Source organism: Olsenella urininfantis, assembly GCF_900155635.1.
GTDB classification, from domain to species: domain Bacteria; phylum Actinomycetota; class Coriobacteriia; order Coriobacteriales; family Atopobiaceae; genus Olsenella_G; species Olsenella_G urininfantis.
Genome location: NZ_LT732540.1, coordinates 761,933 through 780,245, shown reverse-complemented (window position 1 = coordinate 780,245; position 18,313 = coordinate 761,933). Strand labels below are relative to the sequence as shown.

At 62.1% G+C, this 18,313-nt stretch carries 20 protein-coding genes; 2 read left to right on the top strand and 18 right to left on the bottom strand.

The annotated features are described in order from the left end of the window. The 5 genes from CZ375_RS08390 to CZ375_RS03575 all read right to left on the bottom strand — a co-directional run. Positions 1 to 373: solute carrier family 23 protein (locus CZ375_RS08390; protein ID WP_327196210.1), on the bottom strand; the 373-nt coding region annotated here is incomplete at its 3' end. 65 nt (positions 374 to 438) lie between these two features. Next, positions 439 to 1,752, bottom strand: a complete 1,314-nt coding sequence (locus CZ375_RS03590) for an NCS2 family permease (protein ID WP_077597934.1) — start codon at positions 1,750 to 1,752, stop codon at positions 439 to 441. An 85-nt stretch (positions 1,753 to 1,837) separates the two neighbouring features. Beyond that, positions 1,838 to 2,290 carry a dUTP diphosphatase gene (gene dut / locus CZ375_RS03585; RefSeq protein ID WP_077597933.1) on the bottom strand — a complete coding sequence of 151 codons (453 nt, stop codon included), beginning with the start codon at positions 2,288 to 2,290 and terminating at the stop codon, positions 1,838 to 1,840. Further along, on the bottom strand, positions 2,281 to 2,730 hold the full coding sequence (nrdR, locus tag CZ375_RS03580; protein ID WP_077597932.1) for a transcriptional regulator NrdR: 450 nt from the start codon (positions 2,728 to 2,730) through the stop codon (positions 2,281 to 2,283). Before nrdR ends, dut begins: the two co-directional genes overlap by 10 nt. A 104-nt stretch (positions 2,731 to 2,834) precedes the next feature. Beyond that, the gene (locus CZ375_RS03575; protein WP_159438361.1) at positions 2,835 to 3,275 is read right to left on the bottom strand and encodes a LysM peptidoglycan-binding domain-containing protein; all 441 of its coding nucleotides are present in this window, start codon (positions 3,273 to 3,275) and stop codon (positions 2,835 to 2,837) included. Positions 3,276 to 3,457: 182 nt separating this feature from the next. On the opposite strand from CZ375_RS03575, the gene lexA reads away from it, so the two are divergent. Both lexA and CZ375_RS03565 read left to right on the top strand, forming a co-directional pair. After that, positions 3,458 to 4,108, top strand: a complete 651-nt coding sequence (gene lexA / locus CZ375_RS03570) for a transcriptional repressor LexA (protein ID WP_077597930.1) — start codon at positions 3,458 to 3,460, stop codon at positions 4,106 to 4,108. After that, on the top strand, positions 4,071 to 4,865 hold the full coding sequence (locus CZ375_RS03565; protein WP_327196209.1) for a heparan-alpha-glucosaminide N-acetyltransferase domain-containing protein: 795 nt from the start codon (positions 4,071 to 4,073) through the stop codon (positions 4,863 to 4,865). Before lexA ends, CZ375_RS03565 begins: the two co-directional genes overlap by 38 nt. A gap of 11 nt (positions 4,866 to 4,876) precedes the next feature. Here CZ375_RS03565 and hflX read toward each other — a convergent pair whose 3' ends face one another. From hflX to CZ375_RS03500, 13 genes are all read right to left on the bottom strand, one after another. Continuing rightward, a complete protein-coding gene (hflX, locus tag CZ375_RS03560; RefSeq protein ID WP_077597928.1) occupies positions 4,877 to 6,169 on the bottom strand; it encodes a GTPase HflX in 1,293 nt (430 codons plus the stop codon). Then, complete coding sequence (gene miaA, locus CZ375_RS03555) at positions 6,162 to 7,115, bottom strand: tRNA (adenosine(37)-N6)-dimethylallyltransferase MiaA (RefSeq protein WP_077597927.1); 954 nt, start codon at positions 7,113 to 7,115, stop codon at positions 6,162 to 6,164. The genes hflX and miaA overlap by 8 nt, the downstream gene beginning before the upstream one ends. Then, the gene (gene miaB / locus CZ375_RS03550; RefSeq protein WP_077597926.1) at positions 7,112 to 8,485 is read right to left on the bottom strand and encodes a tRNA (N6-isopentenyl adenosine(37)-C2)-methylthiotransferase MiaB; all 1,374 of its coding nucleotides are present in this window, start codon (positions 8,483 to 8,485) and stop codon (positions 7,112 to 7,114) included. Before miaB ends, miaA begins: the two co-directional genes overlap by 4 nt. A gap of 4 nt (positions 8,486 to 8,489) precedes the next feature. Then, complete coding sequence (locus tag CZ375_RS03545) at positions 8,490 to 8,807, bottom strand: stage V sporulation protein S (RefSeq protein ID WP_077597925.1); 318 nt, start codon at positions 8,805 to 8,807, stop codon at positions 8,490 to 8,492. Between the two features lie 92 nt (positions 8,808 to 8,899). Continuing rightward, entirely contained in the window at positions 8,900 to 9,979 is a 1,080-nt protein-coding gene (locus tag CZ375_RS03540) for an ATP-binding protein (RefSeq protein ID WP_077597924.1), read from the bottom strand. A 6-nt stretch (positions 9,980 to 9,985) separates the two neighbouring features. Continuing rightward, positions 9,986 to 11,536 carry a ribonuclease Y gene (gene rny, locus CZ375_RS03535; RefSeq protein ID WP_077597923.1) on the bottom strand — a complete coding sequence of 517 codons (1,551 nt, stop codon included), beginning with the start codon at positions 11,534 to 11,536 and terminating at the stop codon, positions 9,986 to 9,988. A gap of 275 nt (positions 11,537 to 11,811) precedes the next feature. After that, on the bottom strand, positions 11,812 to 12,501 hold the full coding sequence (locus CZ375_RS03530) for a regulatory protein RecX (RefSeq protein ID WP_077597922.1): 690 nt from the start codon (positions 12,499 to 12,501) through the stop codon (positions 11,812 to 11,814). Between the two features lie 6 nt (positions 12,502 to 12,507). Next, positions 12,508 to 13,608 (bottom strand): recombinase RecA, encoded by a 1,101-nt coding sequence (gene recA / locus CZ375_RS03525; RefSeq protein WP_077597921.1) that lies wholly within the window; start codon positions 13,606 to 13,608, stop codon positions 12,508 to 12,510. 211 nt (positions 13,609 to 13,819) lie between these two features. Then, positions 13,820 to 14,359 (bottom strand): CinA family protein, encoded by a 540-nt coding sequence (locus CZ375_RS03520; protein WP_077597920.1) that lies wholly within the window; start codon positions 14,357 to 14,359, stop codon positions 13,820 to 13,822. 4 nt (positions 14,360 to 14,363) lie between these two features. Then, entirely contained in the window at positions 14,364 to 14,954 is a 591-nt protein-coding gene (gene pgsA / locus CZ375_RS03515; RefSeq protein WP_077597919.1) for a CDP-diacylglycerol--glycerol-3-phosphate 3-phosphatidyltransferase, read from the bottom strand. Between the two features lie 2 nt (positions 14,955 to 14,956). Next, positions 14,957 to 16,336 (bottom strand): 30S ribosomal protein S12 methylthiotransferase RimO, encoded by a 1,380-nt coding sequence (gene rimO / locus CZ375_RS03510; protein WP_077597918.1) that lies wholly within the window; start codon positions 16,334 to 16,336, stop codon positions 14,957 to 14,959. Continuing rightward, entirely contained in the window at positions 16,302 to 16,799 is a 498-nt protein-coding gene (locus tag CZ375_RS03505) for a YajQ family cyclic di-GMP-binding protein (RefSeq protein ID WP_077597917.1), read from the bottom strand. Before CZ375_RS03505 ends, rimO begins: the two co-directional genes overlap by 35 nt. A 12-nt stretch (positions 16,800 to 16,811) precedes the next feature. Then, a complete protein-coding gene (locus tag CZ375_RS03500) occupies positions 16,812 to 18,311 on the bottom strand; it encodes a helix-turn-helix domain-containing protein (RefSeq protein ID WP_077597916.1) in 1,500 nt (499 codons plus the stop codon). Positions 18,312 to 18,313: the final 2 nt, after the last annotated feature.

Here is an 18,313-nt window from a genome sequence, read left to right as displayed (position 1 = left end):
GCAGGCGGTCAAGCCAGCCAGTGCCCAAAAGTTTGAAACCGCCCGCCACAACCAAGAAGATGCATCCTGCCACCACGATGCCAGAAAGCGCCGTGTCAAGGTTGCCCGTCGCCGCGGTGGCAGCGAGGATGGGACTGATGAAGGCAAAGGAGCTTCCCAGATAGCTGGGAATCTTGTTCCTTGTCACCAGCAGATAGCAGATGGTGCCGATGCCGGAGCACATGATGGCGACGTTGGGGCTGAGCCCCGTGAGAACAGGAACCAGCACCGTCGACCCAAACATGCTCATCATGTGTTGCACTCCCAGGGGAATCGCCCTTCCCACCGAGACGCGGTCATCGACTCCGATGACCTCGCGTTCACGTCCTGCCAAAGCACACTCCTTTCGTTTTTGCGCGCAAAAAAAGGGCCCGCCTGCGCGGGCCCAAACGCTTGCTGCTAGACGATGACGAAATAGACGATAAATGCCAGGACCGCCACCCACATGAGAGGCCTGACCTTCTTGGCCTGCCCCGTGACGACGGCAACGATGGCATAGGCAATGAAGCCGAGGCCGATGCCGTTGGATATGGAATAGGTCATGGGAATGCCCGCGATGATCATGAAGGCAGGGAAGCCCTCGAGAAGGTTGGACCAATCGAGCCCCGTCACCTCACCCATCATGAGGAAGCCCACAACGACCAGGGCGCCACAGGTCGCGGCAGAGCTGATGACGGCAATAACTGGGGCGAAGAACGACGCAACAATGAAGAGGAGTCCCGTTACCACAGACGCAAGGCCCGTGCGACCACCATCGGCAGCTCCCGAGGCAGACTCGACAAAGGTTGTGATGGACGATGCGCCCAAAAAGCCACCGGCGGCGGCAGCAACAGAGTCGACGATGAGGATGGGCTTGATGTCCTCGACGCTTCCGTCCTCATTGAGGAACTCGCCCTGCTTGGCCACAGCCATGGCCGTTCCCATGGTGTCAAAGAAGTCAGACATCATAAGGGAGAAGGCGAAGACAAGAAGCACGGGGGTGGAAAAGACCTTCACGATACCCATGACACCATCTGCGTCAGCATGGAAAGGCGCGCCGAAAGCAGAGAAGTCAAGGCCGGACACGATGCCCGCAGGTGCCGCGGTGACACCCAGGGGAATGCCCGCGAGCGCGGCAACGAGGATTCCGATGAGCAGCGCGCCCTTGACGTCCATCGCATAGAGAATGACGGTGGCGACGATTGAGATGAGGCCCACGATGAAGACGGGGTTGCTCACCTCGCCAAGGCCGACCATGGTAGAGGGATTGGCAACGATGATGCCGCCGTTTGCAAGGCCGATCATCGCGATAAACAACCCGAGGCCCACTGAGATTGCATGACGCAGCGATACGGGTATCGCGTCCATGACGGCCTCGCGCAGGCCGCAGAGAACGAGGACGAGGATGGCCACGCCCTCGACGAGGATCACGCCCATGGCCGCATGCCAGTCGCCTCCGGAGATCTCCGTCAGGCCGAATGCCACAACGGCGTTGATGCCCATGCCCGACGCGCACGCCAGGGGACGGTTCGAAAACACGCCCATGAGTATGGTCATGATGCCAGCGCCGATGCATGTGGAGGTAACGGCAGCCGTGACGGGCACGCCGGCAGCGGCAAGGAGCGAGGGGTTGACGGCAATGATGTAGGCCATGGCGAGAAACGTGGTAAGACCCGCACGCGCCTCCTGGCCAAAGGACGAACCCCGCTCAGCCGCTTTGAAGATTTTCTCCATAGCAATCCTTTCCCTACAGCTTTCACCCGCAGCAAGAAGGTTTGCGACGCCCCGAGTTTAGGCGCAGCTCCCTATTCGAGCGACGCTACACGCCGCTGGAACCAAAGCCACCGGTGCCGCGGTCGGTCTCATCAAGCTCCCTGACCTCGACGAGTGCGACTACAGGCACCTTCTGAATTACCAGCTGGGCGATTCGTTCTCCCCTGCTGATATGGATCTCATTGTTGGGGTCAAGATTTATGGCGCACACCTTGAGCTCGCCACGATAGTGGGCATCGATGAGGCCGGGGGTATTGGCCATGGAGAGTCCCTCGCGCAAGGCAAGCCCGCTCCTGGGCTGAACGAAGCCGGCATAGCCATCCGGGATGGCGATGGCGAGACCCGTGCTCACGAGCTTGCGCTCAAGGGGGGCGAGGACAACATCCTCGCTTGAGCGAAGGTCAAGCCCCGCGTCCCCGCCGTACGCGTAAGCGGGAAGCTCAACCGTAGGATCAAGCCTCTTGATGGGAAGTCGGACGCATTCATCGTTTACTGGCACAGGCTTCTCAGCTCCTCGCTAAACTCATCGACGTCCTTGAAATCACGATAGACGGACGCAAAACGAACGTAGGCCACCTTGTCGACGTCAATCAGACGTTGAAGGACCATCTTTCCCAGCTCCTGCGAGGGAAGCTCAGAGATGCCCTTGTCACGCAGCTCGGACTCTATGCCCCCAATGAGCTCGTCGAGGACGTCAAGGCTGACATCGCGCTTGACCGTGGCCGCGACGAGGCCTCGCATGATCTTTGACCTGTCGAAGGTCTCTTTGCGACCGTCCTTCTTGATGATAAGGAGAGGCATTTCCTCGCGTCGTTCGTACGTGGTAAAACGCGTGCCGCAATTTACGCACTCGCGCCGGCGGCGAATGGCATCATTGCTCTCTGACGGGCGTGAATCCACGACTTTCGACTCATCACAGCCACATTTGGGACAGTGCATCTTCCTCCCATCAAAAAAACAACGTTGCAAGAGGAAGATAGCATACACAATCCTGATACAGGCTTTGGAGCCCAAACGGAATAGCTGGATTGAAACAAGCCGCGCTACGACCTGGGAACACGGAGAGTCTGCCCTACAACGATGCTTCCGGCATCAACGTCATTGTGCTCCATGATCCACCTGACCACATCTTGCGTGCTTGCGCCACGCACCTCATGCTGAGAGGCAATCCCCCAGAGGGTGTCTCCGGAACCAATGCGGACCGTCTCGATTGCCGTTGAAGACAGGGCCCCCTCACGCGCCCGAGCACTTAGGGCAGAGCACAGAACCGCGACGCAGAGCAAGGCCCCCAGCACGGTATAGGCGAGCCTGCCAAAGGGGCGCCAGTCCACACAGTAGGAGGCGAGGAAAGAGGAAGGGGCGCCTTCCTTGGCGTCGTCCCGCAACAAGCCACCCTCGATGACCCTCAGCCGGGTGCGGGACACCGGCTTCAGCGCCGAAGAGCCGCTTGTCATGAAGCCAACATTGGTGTTGCCGCGCATCATATTCTCCCTTCGAGGTTGCTTGTTCCTTTTATAGGCCGCGGCCCGGACAACAACTCGAGCGTGCATATCCAGAACATGTGTACTAAGATATATACGTACATCTGTTCTGTCAACATAAAAGAGAACATTTGTTTGCAATGAGCCGCCGCCGCGGCTAAGATGAGGAGGACGAAGGGGGAAACATGGCAAAGGACAAGCTCAGCAAGCGCCAGTCGGCAATCTATGAGTTCATCTGTGCGTACACAGACGAGCACGGCTACCCACCCTCCGTGAGGGAGATCGGCTCTGCGGTTGGCCTCGCCTCCCCCTCTACCGTTCACATGCATCTCAAGGTGCTCCAGGAACGCGGCCTGATCAAGAGAGACTCCAAGAAGCCCCGCACCATCGAAGTGGTCAGCGCTGAGGAGGAGGTCGCTTCGACCCCCCTCGCAAAGGTCACTCAGGACCTTGATTCCAACTCCATCTCGCTGCCGCTGTTGGGCCGGGTGGCGGCAGGGGTTCCCATCCTTGCCGAGCAGAACGTGGAAGACAGCCTCACGTTGCCCACGAGCCTCGTGGGCGACTCAAGCTCCTTCGTTCTTCGCGTGCACGGGCAGTCGATGGTCAACGCCGGCATTCTTGATGGAGACCTCATCGTGGTCCGAGAGCAGAGAGACGCTCGTGACGGTGAGATTGTCGTTGCCCTCATCGATGACTCGGCCACGGTGAAACGCTTCTACCGAGAGAGGGGAAGGATTCGACTGCAGCCCGAAAATGATGCCATGGAGCCCATCTATGCCACCAACCCCATGATCCTTGGCAAGGTGTGCGCCCTCGTCCGCTCCATCGCCTAGCTTGGAAGCCCCTGATTGCACGAGCACCCCTCGACGCATTTGCCTTTTCGATGCGTTGAGGGGCCTTTCGGTCATATCGATGGTCTGCTTCCACCTCTGCTACGACCTCAGCGTGCTCAAAGGTGTCGAGCTTCCCCTTTTCGCCTCTCCCCTCATTGACGTCTGGAGGGCGAGCATCAGTTGGAACTTTCTCTTCCTGGCCGGGATCATGTGCAACATGTCTCGAAGCAATCCAAGGAGGGCGCTTCGCTATCTGTTTGTGTCCGTCCTCATATGGGCATCCACAATTGTCGCAAGGGTCGATGACCCCATCAGCTTTGGCATCGTCTTCTGTATGGGCGCAAGCACTCTTCTTGCCGCAGCGCTAGAGCGCATCGGCAGCCACTTCTCGTGTCATCCGGCAATAGAGGCTGTCATGCTTTTCCTCGCGTTCCTGGTCCTGCTTCCCCTGCCCAAGGGGTTTATCGGCCTGGGGGGACTAAAGCTCATGCTTCCCCGCGGCCTTTACGAGACGGACCTGTTCTCGTGGCTCGGCCTACCGGGACCTCGCTTCAGCTCGGGGGACTACTATCCCCTGCTCCCCTATTCGCTGCTTTACCTCTCGGGTGCGAGGTGGGGTGGCTGGGCATTGTCCAAGGGCATGGCTCGGGCGGTACGCAACATCCGCTGTCGGCCGCTCGAGCTGGTCGGACGGCACGCTCTTTTCCTCTACCTGCTGCACCAGCCCATATTGCTTTTGATCCTAGGCCTGCTGTAAGGGAACCGGCCTCATGTGCCACAAATATAGGGGCCTAAGGCCTTGGCCATACGTTCTGAGGCGCTCAAGGTAATCTGCAGGCCCTCCTGAAGGTACTTCTCGCTTATCACCTGGCATCGCTCGTGCGCAAGCTTGATGAGCATGCCCCTGTCATAAGGAATGAGCGCGGTAAGGGTGCTGTCACCCTCGGACGCAGCGCTTGAGATGCCAAAGAGCAGGCCTGGGATGCCTTGCCCGGTAAGAGCCGAGACGCACAGGGGCCGGTCGGCACGTTCGGTCAGGGCGCGAAGGGCATCCGCATCGAGCGCATCGCACTTGTTGAACACAAGAAGCGATGGGATGTCCTTGGCGCCGACCTCAGCGAGAACCGACCTCACGGCATCGATTTGCCGATCCCTGTTTGGGTCAGATGCGTCCACCAGCTCTAGTATGAGGTCTGCGGCACTGACCTCAGCGAGCGTCGATTTGAAGGATTCAACGAGGGTTGTTGGAAGCTTCTGGATGAACCCGACCGTGTCGGTGATGGTGAGCTTTCGGCCCTCTGCAAGCTGAATGGCCCTTGTGGTAGGGTCAAGCGTGGCGAAGAGCTCGTCCCTGGCGTACACATCCGAGCCAGACAAGCTGTTGAGCAGCGTCGACTTGCCTGCGTTGGTGTAGCCCACCAACGCGACTCGAAATATGCCGGAGTCCCATCGTGCCTTGCTCTGCACCTGACGGCGTCGCTCGAGCTTCACCAGCTCCTTTCTCAGCCAGGAGATCCGGTCCCTGATGAGACGCCTATCGACCTCGAGCTGGCTTTCCCCTTGACCGAACCTGCTCCCAATGCCACCTCGAGCCTGTTCTCCCACCAGATGTGACCACATGCCCCTCAAGCGAGGCAGAAGGTACTGGAGTTGGGCAAGCTGAACCTGAAGGCGTCCTTCATGCGTGCTTGCGTGCTGGCCGAAGATATCCAGGATGAGCGCCGTGCGGTCGATGACCTTGACACCCTGCCCCATGAGCCTCTCGAGATTAGATTGCTGCGAGGGCGTGAGCTCGTCGTCGAACACCACCACGTCGGCCTCGAGCGACCGGGCCAGACGCGCGAGCTCCTCGGCCTTTCCACTCCCCATAAAAGTGCGTGGAACTGGCTTCTCGAGACGCTGCGTGAGGGTTCCCACAACCACTGCGCCATCGGTCTCGACCAGACGGCCCAGCTCGGCCAGGGATTCGTCAAGAGGCCAGTCGCTCGTCCCAAGGTCCAGGCCAACGAGGATGACGCGCTCGGGCGTAGGCGCCGTGAGGCTTGGCGAGAGCCTATGCATCCCTTTCTCCCCTTGAGAGCACGTCGTTCAAATCGGAAAGGACGACACCCAGGGCCTGGGCCTCGTCCATGCGCTCATAGTCAAGGACACGGCCTCGCCCGTCCCTCTTGATCCAGGAAAGCTGCCGCTTGGCATAGCGCCGCGAGCGCTGCTTGATGGTCTCCTTCGCCTCGTCCATGCTGCACGAGCCCATGAGTGCGGAAACGACCTCCTTGTAGCCAATGGCCTGAAGTGCCGTGGGAGACTCCGTGAGCCCTCGCGCGATGAGCCCCTTGACCTCCTCCACGAGACCTGACGCGAACATCGTTTCGACGCGCTGGTCGATGCGTTCGTAGAGACGCTTGCGATCCATGCTGATGACGTACATGAGGAGCTTGTAATGGGGATTTTTCGCAAGCAGACCCTCATGGTTTTTCGCATAGGAGAGGCCCTGGTCGTGTAGCTCGAGAGCCCTGATCACGCGACGTTGGTTATGGGGATGGATTAGCTTGGCGCTCCATGGGTCACGCTCGAGAAGGAGGTGGTGCAGCCCCTCGGGACCCAAAGTCCTTGCAAGCCCGTCGTATCTGCTTCTCAGCTCACAGCCCAAAGCACCGTCCGGGAACTCCATCTCGTCGACCACGGCATCGAGGTACAAGCCAGTGCCGCCACACAGCACGGGAGTCCTGCCCTCGGCCAGGATGGCGTCAACGCAAGAGCGTGCGTCACGCTGGAAGAGACGGACGGAGTAGTCGTCTCGCAAGTCGCACACGTCCACCATAAGAAGAGGGCAGCGCCTCTCGAGCGGTGGTGTTTTCGCCGTGCCGACATCCATGCCACGATACACCTGCATGGCATCGACTGACACGACCGAGGAGCCAAGCGCCGACGCCACGGCATCCGCAAGAGAGCTCTTTCCGGAAGCCGTGGGCCCAGCGATGGCAACTACGGGACCGGGCAGGCTCACCTTGGCCGCCCCTCGTCCACAAGTCTGCCGCGGAGGTACCAGGTGCGCGCCTCCTCGACCTCGACCTGGCGCATCTCCCCCACCAGGGAATCGCCCTCGACGCCTTTGGGCAGGGCAAAAAGCACCGTCTGGTTCTTTGGGCTGTGCCCAACCATCACAGACGAGTCCTTCTTGGAGCAGCCCTCCACGAGAACCTCGACGGACTTTCCAAGGTCAATCTGATTGGCGTCAAAGGCGCATTCCTCAACCAGGGCGGCAAGCCTGTCGAAGCGCCCCTGTATCGTCTCGCGCGACGTGGGGTCATCGATCTTTGCGGCAGGGGTGCCAGGGCGCTTCGAGTAGATGAAGGTGTAGGCCGAGGAGAAGCCCACCTCTCGCACCAGGGAAAGCGTCTCCTCGAAGTCCTCCTCGGTCTCGCCGGGGAACCCAACGATGATGTCCGTGGTCAGCGCGATCCCAGGCACGGCGAGCTTGAGCTTGCGGACCACCTCCAGGTACTCCTCGCGCGTATAGCTCCTGTTCATGGCGCGAAGCACGCGAGTTGACCCACTTTGAACGGCAAGGTGGAGATGAGGCATTACGTTGGGGGTCTCTGCCATGGCGCATATGGTCTCGGCGGAGAGGTCCTTCGGGTTCGACGAGGTGAAGCGTATGCGATCAACCCCCGTCTGGCCAACGGCGCGGAGAAGATCTGCGAAGCGCGGGGAACCGTAAAGGTCCCGTCCGTAGGAGTTGACGTTCTGCCCAAGAAGCGTGATCTCCCTCACGCCCTCTGAGGACAGGCGCTCGCACTCCTCGACCACTCGATCGAAGACACGGCTCTTCTCCCGCCCGCGCACATAGGGAACGATGCAGTAGGTGCAGAAGTTGTTGCAGCCCGTCATGATGGGAACCCAGGCATGGAAGCTCTGGGCGCGCCTGGAGGGCAGCTCGCAGGAGAAGTCCCTCCCCTCCTCCAGGGTATCGACAAAGACGGAGCCCTCCTCGCAGGAAAGGGCATCGCAGAGCAGGCCAGGAAGGGAGGCGATCGCGCTGGTGCCAAAAACCACGTCCACGTTGGGAATGTGGGCAGAGAGCTGCTCGCCGTCGCGCTGGGCGATGCAGCCCCCAACGGCAACGACACGCCTGCCAGACGGGGCCTTTGGAAGGCGAACTAGGTTGGAGGCCTCGCCGTAGAGGTGCGTGTCCGCCTTCTCGCGCACAGAGCAGGTCATGAACACGACGATGTCAGCCTCGGCCGCCTGCTCCACGGCAATGCAGCCGCAGGCGTCAAGCAGACCTGAGACGCGCTCGGAGTCATGGAGGTTCATCTGGCAGCCAAAGGTCCTGACGAGATAGGTCTTCCCAACAAGCATGTCCCACCGTCCCATGGCTCTACACCAGCTCCGCAGCGTCATGGGTCTCCACGGGAGAGACCGCGTTGGGCTGCAGCCTGTGGACATACACCGCAATGCGAATGGCCGTGCGGCTCTCCCCGTTTATGTCGATGTCCGCAAAGGTTGGGGCACAAGAGATGTCAACGCCCGTGGGAATGAGAAAGCCACGCGCTATGGCAATTGCCTTCATTGCCTGGTTTATGGCCCCAGCACCCACGGACTGCAGGTTGACCGGAACACCGTCCTTCACCATGCCGGCTATTGCTCCGGCAACCGAGGATGGCGATGACTTGCTCGACACCTTCAAGAACTCCATAGTTGTTGCTCCAACTTGTGCGTTATGACGTGTTATAGCGACGTTTTGCTTCGATCCTGGACCATTCTAGCCCCTTGCCATGCCCGCTTACCTCAGTCTCCCTCGGCAAGCTCGAAGCTGACGGTAAGACGCCCATGGGAGACGCGCAGCCTTGGCTCGCGCGAGAGGCTCAGGTAGTAACGCTCGGCGATGAAAGAGAAGTCCCTCTCCATGATGCGCGCGAACTCCTCTGCGTCCCCCTGGGAGAGCCTAAGCCCCCGGCGATCACGGGAGAGGTCAACGTCTTTTTGCGCGCTTGGGCCGCCTTTGTGGAGAAGCCTGGAGAGAACGCTGCGCAAGGGCCTTACCTGACCGGCGATAATCCTGTGGGCGGTGCGCTCGCTCATCTCCAGGCCGAGCGAGTCGGCCTCGGCGAGCAGCTCGCGAGCATCTGCGGCAAGTTTCAGCCTGTCAAGCACGGGGAGCTCCTCCAGGCTGTCCAGGAAGAGAAGGTCGCTTCCCTGGATGCTTGGCCTGACCCAGCGGCGCGCCGTCGCAACGATCTCTGGCGCAGAGCCCACGAAGACCTCGCACTTGCCGCGCTCCTCGAGGGCAAACTCACCGCAGCAGCGCACGATGTTGTGTGGCCCCCTGACAATGGCCTGGTTGCCGCTCTCGTCAGTGCCCAAGACGGGCCAGGTGGACTGGTCTGCCCTCTCCTGCAGCTGGCATGCGTCCGCGATGACCCTGATGGAGCTGCCCTTGCCAGCTCCCGAGCTGACGACGCAGGCGCTCTGCGCGTTCTCGCGCACAGAGTAGAGGGCCATGCCCCTGCCATGAACCCCCCAGCGGTCCATGTGAACCGAGTCAAGCTTGGAGGTGACTCGGGCGTCGAAGATGCGCTCCTGCATGCCCTCGGGAATGCCCGACCCGTCATCCAGCATGGTGAGAACACGACGGTCGCCCTCGCGCGACGTCGCGACGTAGATGTGCTTCGCCCCGGCGTCACGGGCGTTGCGCAGCATTTCGACGACGATGTCCTCTATGCACCGGATGTCATGCTTGGCCTGGCGACGCTCTGCCTCGGCGACACGAAGGCGGACAAAGCCCTCGCCCAGGTTCTCTTCGACCCTGAGCGAGCGCTCTCCCCCCATGGAGGCGACAAACGAGACGAGGTCGGACTTGTCGGCCACGAAGAGCTACTTTGCCACGCCCACGGCGCGGGACTCGCGGATGACCACGACACGCACCTGCCCAGGGTATTGCATCTCATCCTCGATCTGCTGGGCGATGTCATGGGCAAGGACGGTGGCCTGGGCATCGGAGACCTTGCCAGGCTCGACCATGACGTGCAGCTCGCGCCCAGCCTGCATGGCATAGGTGCGCTCGACGCCCTCGTGCGCGTTGGATATCTCCTCGAGCTTCTCGAGGCGCTTGATGTAATTCTCCGCGCTCTCTCGCCTAGCTCCAGGACGAGCGGCGGAAATGGCGTCCGCCGCCATCACGAGTACGTCCAGAACGGTGTTGGGCTCGACGTCTGCGTGGTGGGCCTCGACGGCATGGACGATCTCGGGGCGCTCGCCGTGACGGCGGCATAGGTCGGCACCGATGACGGCATGCGGGCCCTCGACCTCGTGATCGATGGCCTTGCCGAGGTCATGCAGAAGGCCCGCGCGCTTCGCGGGAGCCTCGTCTATGCCGAGCTCGCTGGCCATGATGCCACAGAGCGTCGCGACCTGGACTGAGTGGGAGAGAACGTTCTGGCCAAAGGAGGTGCGGTACTTGAGCGCGCCGAGCGTCTTCACCAGCTCGGGGTGGAGGTCATGTATTCCGATGTCGAACGCCGCCTGCTCCCCAGCCTCCTGGACACGCTCCTGGACGAGCGCCTCGGCCTTCTTGTACATCTCCTCGATGCGGGCGGGATGAATGCGGCCGTCGGCGATGAGGTTCTCCAGGGCAACGCGTGCGGTTTCCCTGCGGACGGGGTCGAAGCTCGAGAGGATGACGGTCTCAGGGGTGTCGTCGATGACCAGGGAGACGCCGGAGACCTGCTCGAAGGTGCGGATGTTGCGACCCTCGCGTCCAATGATGCGTCCCTTGAGGTCGTCGGAGGGGATGTGAACGGAGGTGACGGTTATCTCGCCGGCCTGGTCGGCGGCGCAGCGCTGGATGGCGGTCGAGACGATCTCGCGGGCGGTCTTGTCGGCCTGGGCGCGCACGCGCTGCTCGGACTCGCGAAGAATCTGCGCCTCCTCACGAACGGACTCGGCACGGACCCTGTCGAGAAGCTCCTGGTGGGCGTCGTCCTTGGTGAGGACGGCTATGCGCTCGAGCTCTGCAGTCTGCCTGCCAAAGAGCTCGTCGACCTCGGACTTGCGACGGTCGATCTGGCCCTGAAGGCTGGAAAGCTGGTGCTCCTTGCGGTCGAGGGCGTCATTCCTGCGGTCGAGGGACTCCTCTCGCTGCATGATGCGGTTCTCGAGAACCTGAAGCTCCTGCTTGCGCTTCTTCTCCTCGCCCTCAGACTTCTGGCGAAGCTGGAGGATCTCCTCGCGCGCCTCGACGAGCGCGGCCTTGCGGGCGGTCTCGGCGTCACGCCTGGCCTCCTGAGTCAGGCGCTCGGCAGAGCTACGGGCTTCCTCGACGGCACGGTTGGCCTCTACGACCTTGGAGTTGTTCGAGTTTGTTGCGAAAAGGTATGCCAGTGCAGCACCGACCACCAGGCATACCAGCCCAATAATGATTTCCATGCTTGCTCCTCAGATGGTGTCTGTCAAAGGGTTAAGGAGACCAGCGGCAACGTCCAGCCGCCGGAACCCGCCATCCGAGGTATGTCTCGACCAATGGACCAATTGGAATACGTGGCCCAAACGACGCATGACGCATGAAGTGAAGACGCCGGCCGCAGGCGGCAGACGAGAAGATACCCAAAAAATGGCCTCTAAATCGTACGTGCGTACGGTCCTGCTGTCAAATCCTGCGTGACGGGCAGGGCAAAAGCAGCAACATGCTACACGAAAAGAGCCTAAAGGAGCCCCTCATCGCGCAGGCGGGAGGCCACACGCCTGGCTGTGTCCAGGGAAAAGCCGCGCCCACAGAGGAACCTTACCGCCTTGGCATAGGGGTCCTTTCCCCCGAAGCTCCTGCGCGCGGCGAGCTCGAAGGCCCGTTCCTGCTCCTCGGACTCCCCAAAGAACTCCTCTGGCCACCCAGGGAGGGCGTGGGTGTCAATGCCTCGGCGGGAGAGCTCCTGGGCTATGCGTAGCTGGCCCCAGCCCGCATAGATCTTCGAGCTGATGAACGCCCTGGCGAAGCGCGCGTCATCCACAAGCCCACACTCACGAGAACGCCTGACGCGCTCCTCGACGACAGAGCCCCAGAAGCCATCCGCGCGAAGCTTGTCCGCCAGCTCCAAGCACGAGTAGTCCCTGCGATTGACGAGGCCTGCCACCCTTTGGGCAGAGACCTGCTCCTGGAGACGCACGAGCTCGAACACGAGCTCCGCCCTGGATTGCGGGCGCATCTCCCCTGAGTCCTTTTTCCTCCTGGCTAGCTTTCCCACAGAGAGGGGAAGCGAGAGGGCATCGTCAGAGCCCGAGCAGCTGACGCTGGCCCTGGGCTTTTGTCCCATTATGGACGCACGCTTCGCCTCGGGAAGCAGGACCTCCCAGTGGAAGGCCTTGGCTTCCGCAGCGCTTGGGCAGGACGGCGACACGGCGGGTTACTCCTCCGGGAGAGACGACGCAGCGCCCTGCTCCACGGGCAGCCCCACGCGCTCATCACCAAAATCCAGACCGCAGGCGACACGAACGCGATGAGATATCTCCTCCAAAAGATCTGGGTTGCCGGCAAGGAACTCTTTGGCGTTCTCCCTGCCCTGGCCGAGACGCTCGCCCTCGTAGGTAAACCAGGCTCCCGCCTTGTCGACCACCTCATAGTCAACAGCCATATCAAGCACGGAGCCCTCCTTGGAGATGCCTGTGCCATACATGATGTCAAACTCCGCCTGCTTGAACGGAGGGGCGACCTTGTTCTTGACGATCTTCACGCGCACGCGGTTACCCACGTTGTCACCGTTCTGCTTGATGGAGTCGACGCGGCGGATGTCCATGCGCACGGAGGAGAAGAACTTGAGCGCCCGCCCGCCTGGGGTGGTCTCGGGGCTGCCAAACATGACACCGATCTTCTCGCGCAACTGGTTGATGAAGATGCAGGTCGTCTTGGACTTCGCAAGGGATCCAGCGAGCTTGCGAAGGGCCTGGCTCATGAGGCGTGCCTGAAGGCCCACCGTCGTGTCACCGATCTCTCCCTCGATCTCTGCCCGGGGTACCAGGGCGGCAACCGAGTCAACGACCACGACATCAATTGCGCCGGAGCGCACAAGCATGTCACAGATCTCTAGAGCCTGCTCCCCTGTGTCAGGCTGGGAGATGAGCACCTCATCGATGTCCACGCCGATGCGGGCAGCATATCCTGGATCCAACGCGTGCTCGGCATCTATGAACGCCACGACGCCGCCCATTGCCTGCGCCTCCGCAAGGATCTCGAGCGAAAGGGTGGTCTTGCCTGAGGACTCGGGGCCATATATCTCGATGATGCGGCCCCGAGGAACACCGCCTATGCCGAGGGCGGCGTCAAGCGCCAAGGAACCCGTGGGAATGGCCTCGATCTCAAGCTCCGGGCCGCCGTCACCAAAGCGCATGATTGCGCCCTTGCCAAACTTCTTCTCTATCTCCGAAGTGGTGGCGTCAATCATCTTCTCGCGCTCTTCACCAAAGGTCTTCTCATGAATCTCACGCGAGGCGTTCTTGCTCTTGGCCATGTGCTCTCCTTGTTCTCGAACCCTTGCCTATAGTATGCGAACATTCGTTCTATGTCAAACGAACTGCGCTGATGGTAGGGAACGTAACTTGCGGGTCTCGCATATGCGACTAGCCGCGCGCTTGCACCCGGCATGCGAAGGGAAGGGGTCGCAAGCCCCTCAAGCTGCGGCGACCGGGCCCCCTTATGTCTCAGGTGTTCCCACGAGAAGCTCAGAGAGCGGCGCGCATCCCCTCCAATTCCTCATAAAGCAGGCCCAGGGCAATGAGGCATGCCTTGCTGCGCACCTCATCACGATCGCCGGAGAGGAGGTGGGCCACGGAACGCTCCCCCTCCTCGACAGACAGCCCGAAAACGACGGTGCCCACGGGCTTGCCTGGCTCGGCCCCCGAGGGCCCCGCGATCCCCGTGGTAGAGACGGCAAGGTCCGCAGACATGACGCGCCGCGCGCCAGCAGCCATCTGTTGCGCGCATTCCTCGGAAACGGCACCCTTGGACACATCTTCCAGGACGTCTTTCGAGACGCCCAGAAGGGAATGCTTTATTCGGATGGCGTAGCTTGTCACGCCGCCTAGAAAGGTGGAAGAGGAGCCCGGAATGGATGTCAGGACGGCACTCACCATGCCGCCCGTACAGGATTCCGCGCTGGCAAGGCCAACGTTGAGCAGCGTCGCCGCCTCAATGACGCGACTCGAGAGCAGGCGAAGCTCCCCGTCACTCGGAAGCCCTATGTCCTCCGCGAGGTAAAGCATTCCATTAGCCCCTTGCGATGTGCTTCCAAGACTTCATGAAGTAATCCAGGCCAGACCAGGCCGTGAGGAGCACCGCGGCGAGCAGGAGCCACTGCGAAAGCGGCAGCAGCAGTCCCCGGAAGGCTCCCAAGGGAAGCGAGCGAGCGAGCAGAAGCCCCGAGATGGCAACCATGGTCACGGCGGTCTTGCACTTGCCCAGGTTGCTGGCTGCGATGACCTCACCCTCGGAGGCCACCACCATGCGCAGCCCCGAAACAAGGAACTCCCTTGCCACAACCACGAGGAGGACCCAAGACGAGACGTCACCCACCTCAAGCAGGTGGCAAAGGGACACCACCACCACAAGCTTGTCCGCTATTGGATCGAGGAACTTGCCAAAGGTGGTCACCTCTCCCCTGCTTCTGGCGAGATGGCCGTCAAGCTTGTCCGTCAGGGAAAGGAGGATGTAGAAGAGCGCCACGAGGAGGGCGGATATCGAGAGCGTCTTCCCGTCCGAGGGGACGCAAAGCTCTGCGGCAGCAAGCCAGACGGGAACGAAGGCGACCCTGATGCAGGTAACAATGTTCGCGGGCTTCCAGATGGAATTGCATGTCACGACTAGGACACCCCCTCTTCGACGACCTCGCCGACCAACTCGTAGCAGAACGAGTCGACCAAACGGACGCGCAGCACGTCACCCACCGTGGCCTCGCCCGGCATCTCGACGTGTACCGCCCCGTCGCAGTCGGGCGCCTGGAACCAGCTGTGGCCCACAAGCTCCATGCCCTCGTCGGTCTCCTCGACGCCGTCGACTATGACGTCGACCACCTCGCCCACATGGCTGGCCGTTGCGGCAAAGCCCAGCTGCTCCGCCACGTCCAGCAGCCTCTGCGCACGGTCGAGCTTCACGCCCTCTTCCACCTGTCGGGGCATGCGCGCCGCGGCGGTGCCGTCCTCCTGCGAGTAGGAGAACACGGAGGTGTAGTCGAATTCCTGCTCCCGCACGAACTCGAGGAGCTCCTCGAACTCGCCCTCCGTCTCTCCCGGAAAGCCCACGAGCCCCGTGGTGCGAAGGACCATGCCGGGAATCTCTTCACGCAGGCGAGCGAAAAGCTCCCTCAGCTGAGGTTCCGAGCCACTGCGGTTCATGCTCTTGAGCACGCGCTCGCAGCAGTGCTGGATGGGCATGTCGATGTAGGGAAGGACCTCGGGCGTGTCGCGTATGGTGGCGATGAGCTCGTCCGTCATGCCCTCAGGCTGCAGGTAGAGCACGCGAACCCATCCCCCGTAGGGACGCACCGCGGCGGCCACCCTCCTCAGGAGCCAAGCCAGGTCTCTCCCCTCGCCTAGGTCATTCCCCCAGATGCCCGTGTCCTGCCCGATGAGGACGACCTCTCTCACGCCGCCCTCCATGAGCCTCTTGACCTCCGCCTCGATGTCCTGCTCTGGACGGGAGAAGTACCTACCCCTGATGTATGGGATGGCGCAGAAGGCACAGTAGCGGTCGCAGCCGTCGGAGATCTTCACGTAGGCGCTTGTCCCCTCGACGGTCCTGAGGGTCCCCTCGACCAGGGCGTCGGCCGCCAAGACGGGCGGCTCCATCCCCAGCACCCCACGCACTACCCCGGCAATGCCGTCCTCCTCGTCCGTGCGGACGAAGGCGGCGACCTCGGGCAGCTGCGACGGCAGCTCGCCACCATACCGGGAGGGAACGCAGCCGCACATGACAATGGGACGGCTGCGAACGCCCTCGCTCACGGCATCCGCAAGCTCAAGGGTGGTCTCGATGGACTCCGAGGTGGCGGACGCCAGGAAGGAGCAGGTGTTGATGAGCACCACATCGGCATCAGCCACCTCCTGGGCCTCGTCGAACCCCTCCCTTGTGAGGATCGCGCGCATGCGGTCGGTATCGACCTCGTTCTTGGCGCAGCCCAAGGTCACGTAGAGGCACTTGCGACGGGCCTTAGCGATAGTTGACGAACTGGAGTGGCTGTCCATAGTCCCTTTCCCGAAGAGTAGATATGACCTGCTGCAGGACGTCACGGGACGCAGAGCTCACGCGGAGCTTGTCCCCCTCGACCGTCGCCTTGCACTTGAGCTTCAGGTCGCGGATGTCCTTTGAGATTCTCTTGGCCGTCTCCTGGTCTATGCCCTGGACGAGGGAGCCATCCTGGCGCACGGAGGAGCCTGCGGCAGGCTGGACCTTGCCCCAGCGCAGCGCGGAGAGGTCGATCTGTCGCTTGGCGAGCTTGGAGTTCAGTACGTCCCTCACCTGAGAGCAGATGAAGTCGGACGGTGCCGAGATGCTGAAGCTCTCGTCCTTCTTTGAAAACGTGATGGTGGCACCCGTCTGCTTGAGGTCGTAGCGCTGGGTGAGCTCGCGCGCGGTCTGCTGGTAGGCGTTGTCCACCTCTTGGACGTCCACATTCGAGACCACGTCGAAGCTTGATTCCTTTGCCATGTCATCCCCTTCCTAGTTTGCGCCTGCGGTGGCGCTGGTGTCCTGGGTTTCCGGCGCGGCGGCACCAGCCTCGGCCGTGCTGGCCGCCGCCTCGGATTCCCCCTCCTTCTTCTGGTCGTCGGACTTCGCGGGCTTCGTTCCTTGGATGGTGAGCGAGCCGATGCCTGAGGCCTTCGACTCAAACGATTGGGGAGTCCCGTTTTTGGTCACGGTGACGGCGGTGGTGTTGCTCACCTGGATGGAGATGGACTCCGTCACGGTGTACTTCTGGCTCCATGGGCCCGTGACCTGCTCGGCGACCACGCTCTGGCCATCGTTCTTGATTTCCACCCACGAGACGTCTCCGGAGGCAACGCTCACCTCGACCACGGTCTCGGTGCTTGCCTCCTTCCTGTCCTTGGCGGCCTTTGCCTCCGCGGCGTCCTTAGCCGCCTTCTCCGCGGCCTCGCTGCCCGTGGTGGACGTGGGCGCGGCCTCTGTGGTGGGGTTCGTCTTCCTCTCCTCTGCCTGAGCGCTGCTCACCGCAACGGTGCGCGCGTCACTGCCGGCACCCCTGACGCAGGAGTTGACGGAGAAGATGATGAGAAGGATAAGGAACGCGGCCGCCAGCACCGAGACAAGGACCATGGAGCGCCTCATGTCCAGGAGAAGCCACTCGACGATGCCCGGCAGGCCGCCCCTTCCGCGCTCCCTGTTCGTGCGCTCGCGCGCAGGGCGGCCCTGCGAGGCAGGCCGGCGGCGCTGCACGTTTGGCCGGTCTATGCGGGCGATGTTTCGAGATGATGCCCTGCCCGTGCGCGTGGAGGCCGCCTCATAGGGGCGGGCATCCTCGTAGCGCAGATCGTCCGTGTACTCGCTGGGCGTCACCCGGCGGGTGGTGATGCCCTCTCGCCCGCGTCCTGCCCCGGTATGGGCGCGACCCGATGGCAACGACCTCCTCTGCGCCGCACGGGCGCTGCCGGAGGCAGAGGCGCGGCGCTGGCCGAAGGAGCTCTCCACGTCTCGCGCGGTATAGGGCCTCTGCTGCCCGGCGCGCTCCTGCCTCCTCAGGTCATCATGGTAGGAGGGGCCGTCATGGCGGCTGCGCACGAGGGGGCTCGGCTGCTGTCGGGAGCGCGCCGGAGAGGTGGTCGCAAAGCCCGCGAGGTCGCCGGCAAAGCCCCCCGAGGTGGGGAGGAGGCCACGCGTGCCTTGGTAGTCCGACTGCCCCCTGGCGCCGGGGAGCTCGTATATCGCCTCGTCCGCCACCGAGCGTCCCCGCCCATGGTCCCAGTCATACAGGTCGCTCGAGAATTGACGCACCACCGCACGGGTGTTGAGACCGAGGTAGCGGGCGTATGAGGACAGCATGCCCTGGGCGTAGCCGCTCTTGGGCATGTTATCGAAATCGCCTTCCTCGAAGGCGATGAGGATGTGCTCCTTGAGGCGCAGGACGTTGGAGGCCTGGGTGATGGACAGCCCAAGCTGCCGCCTGCGGTTGACGAGCATCTCGCTGAAGCGCGGTCGAGACATGC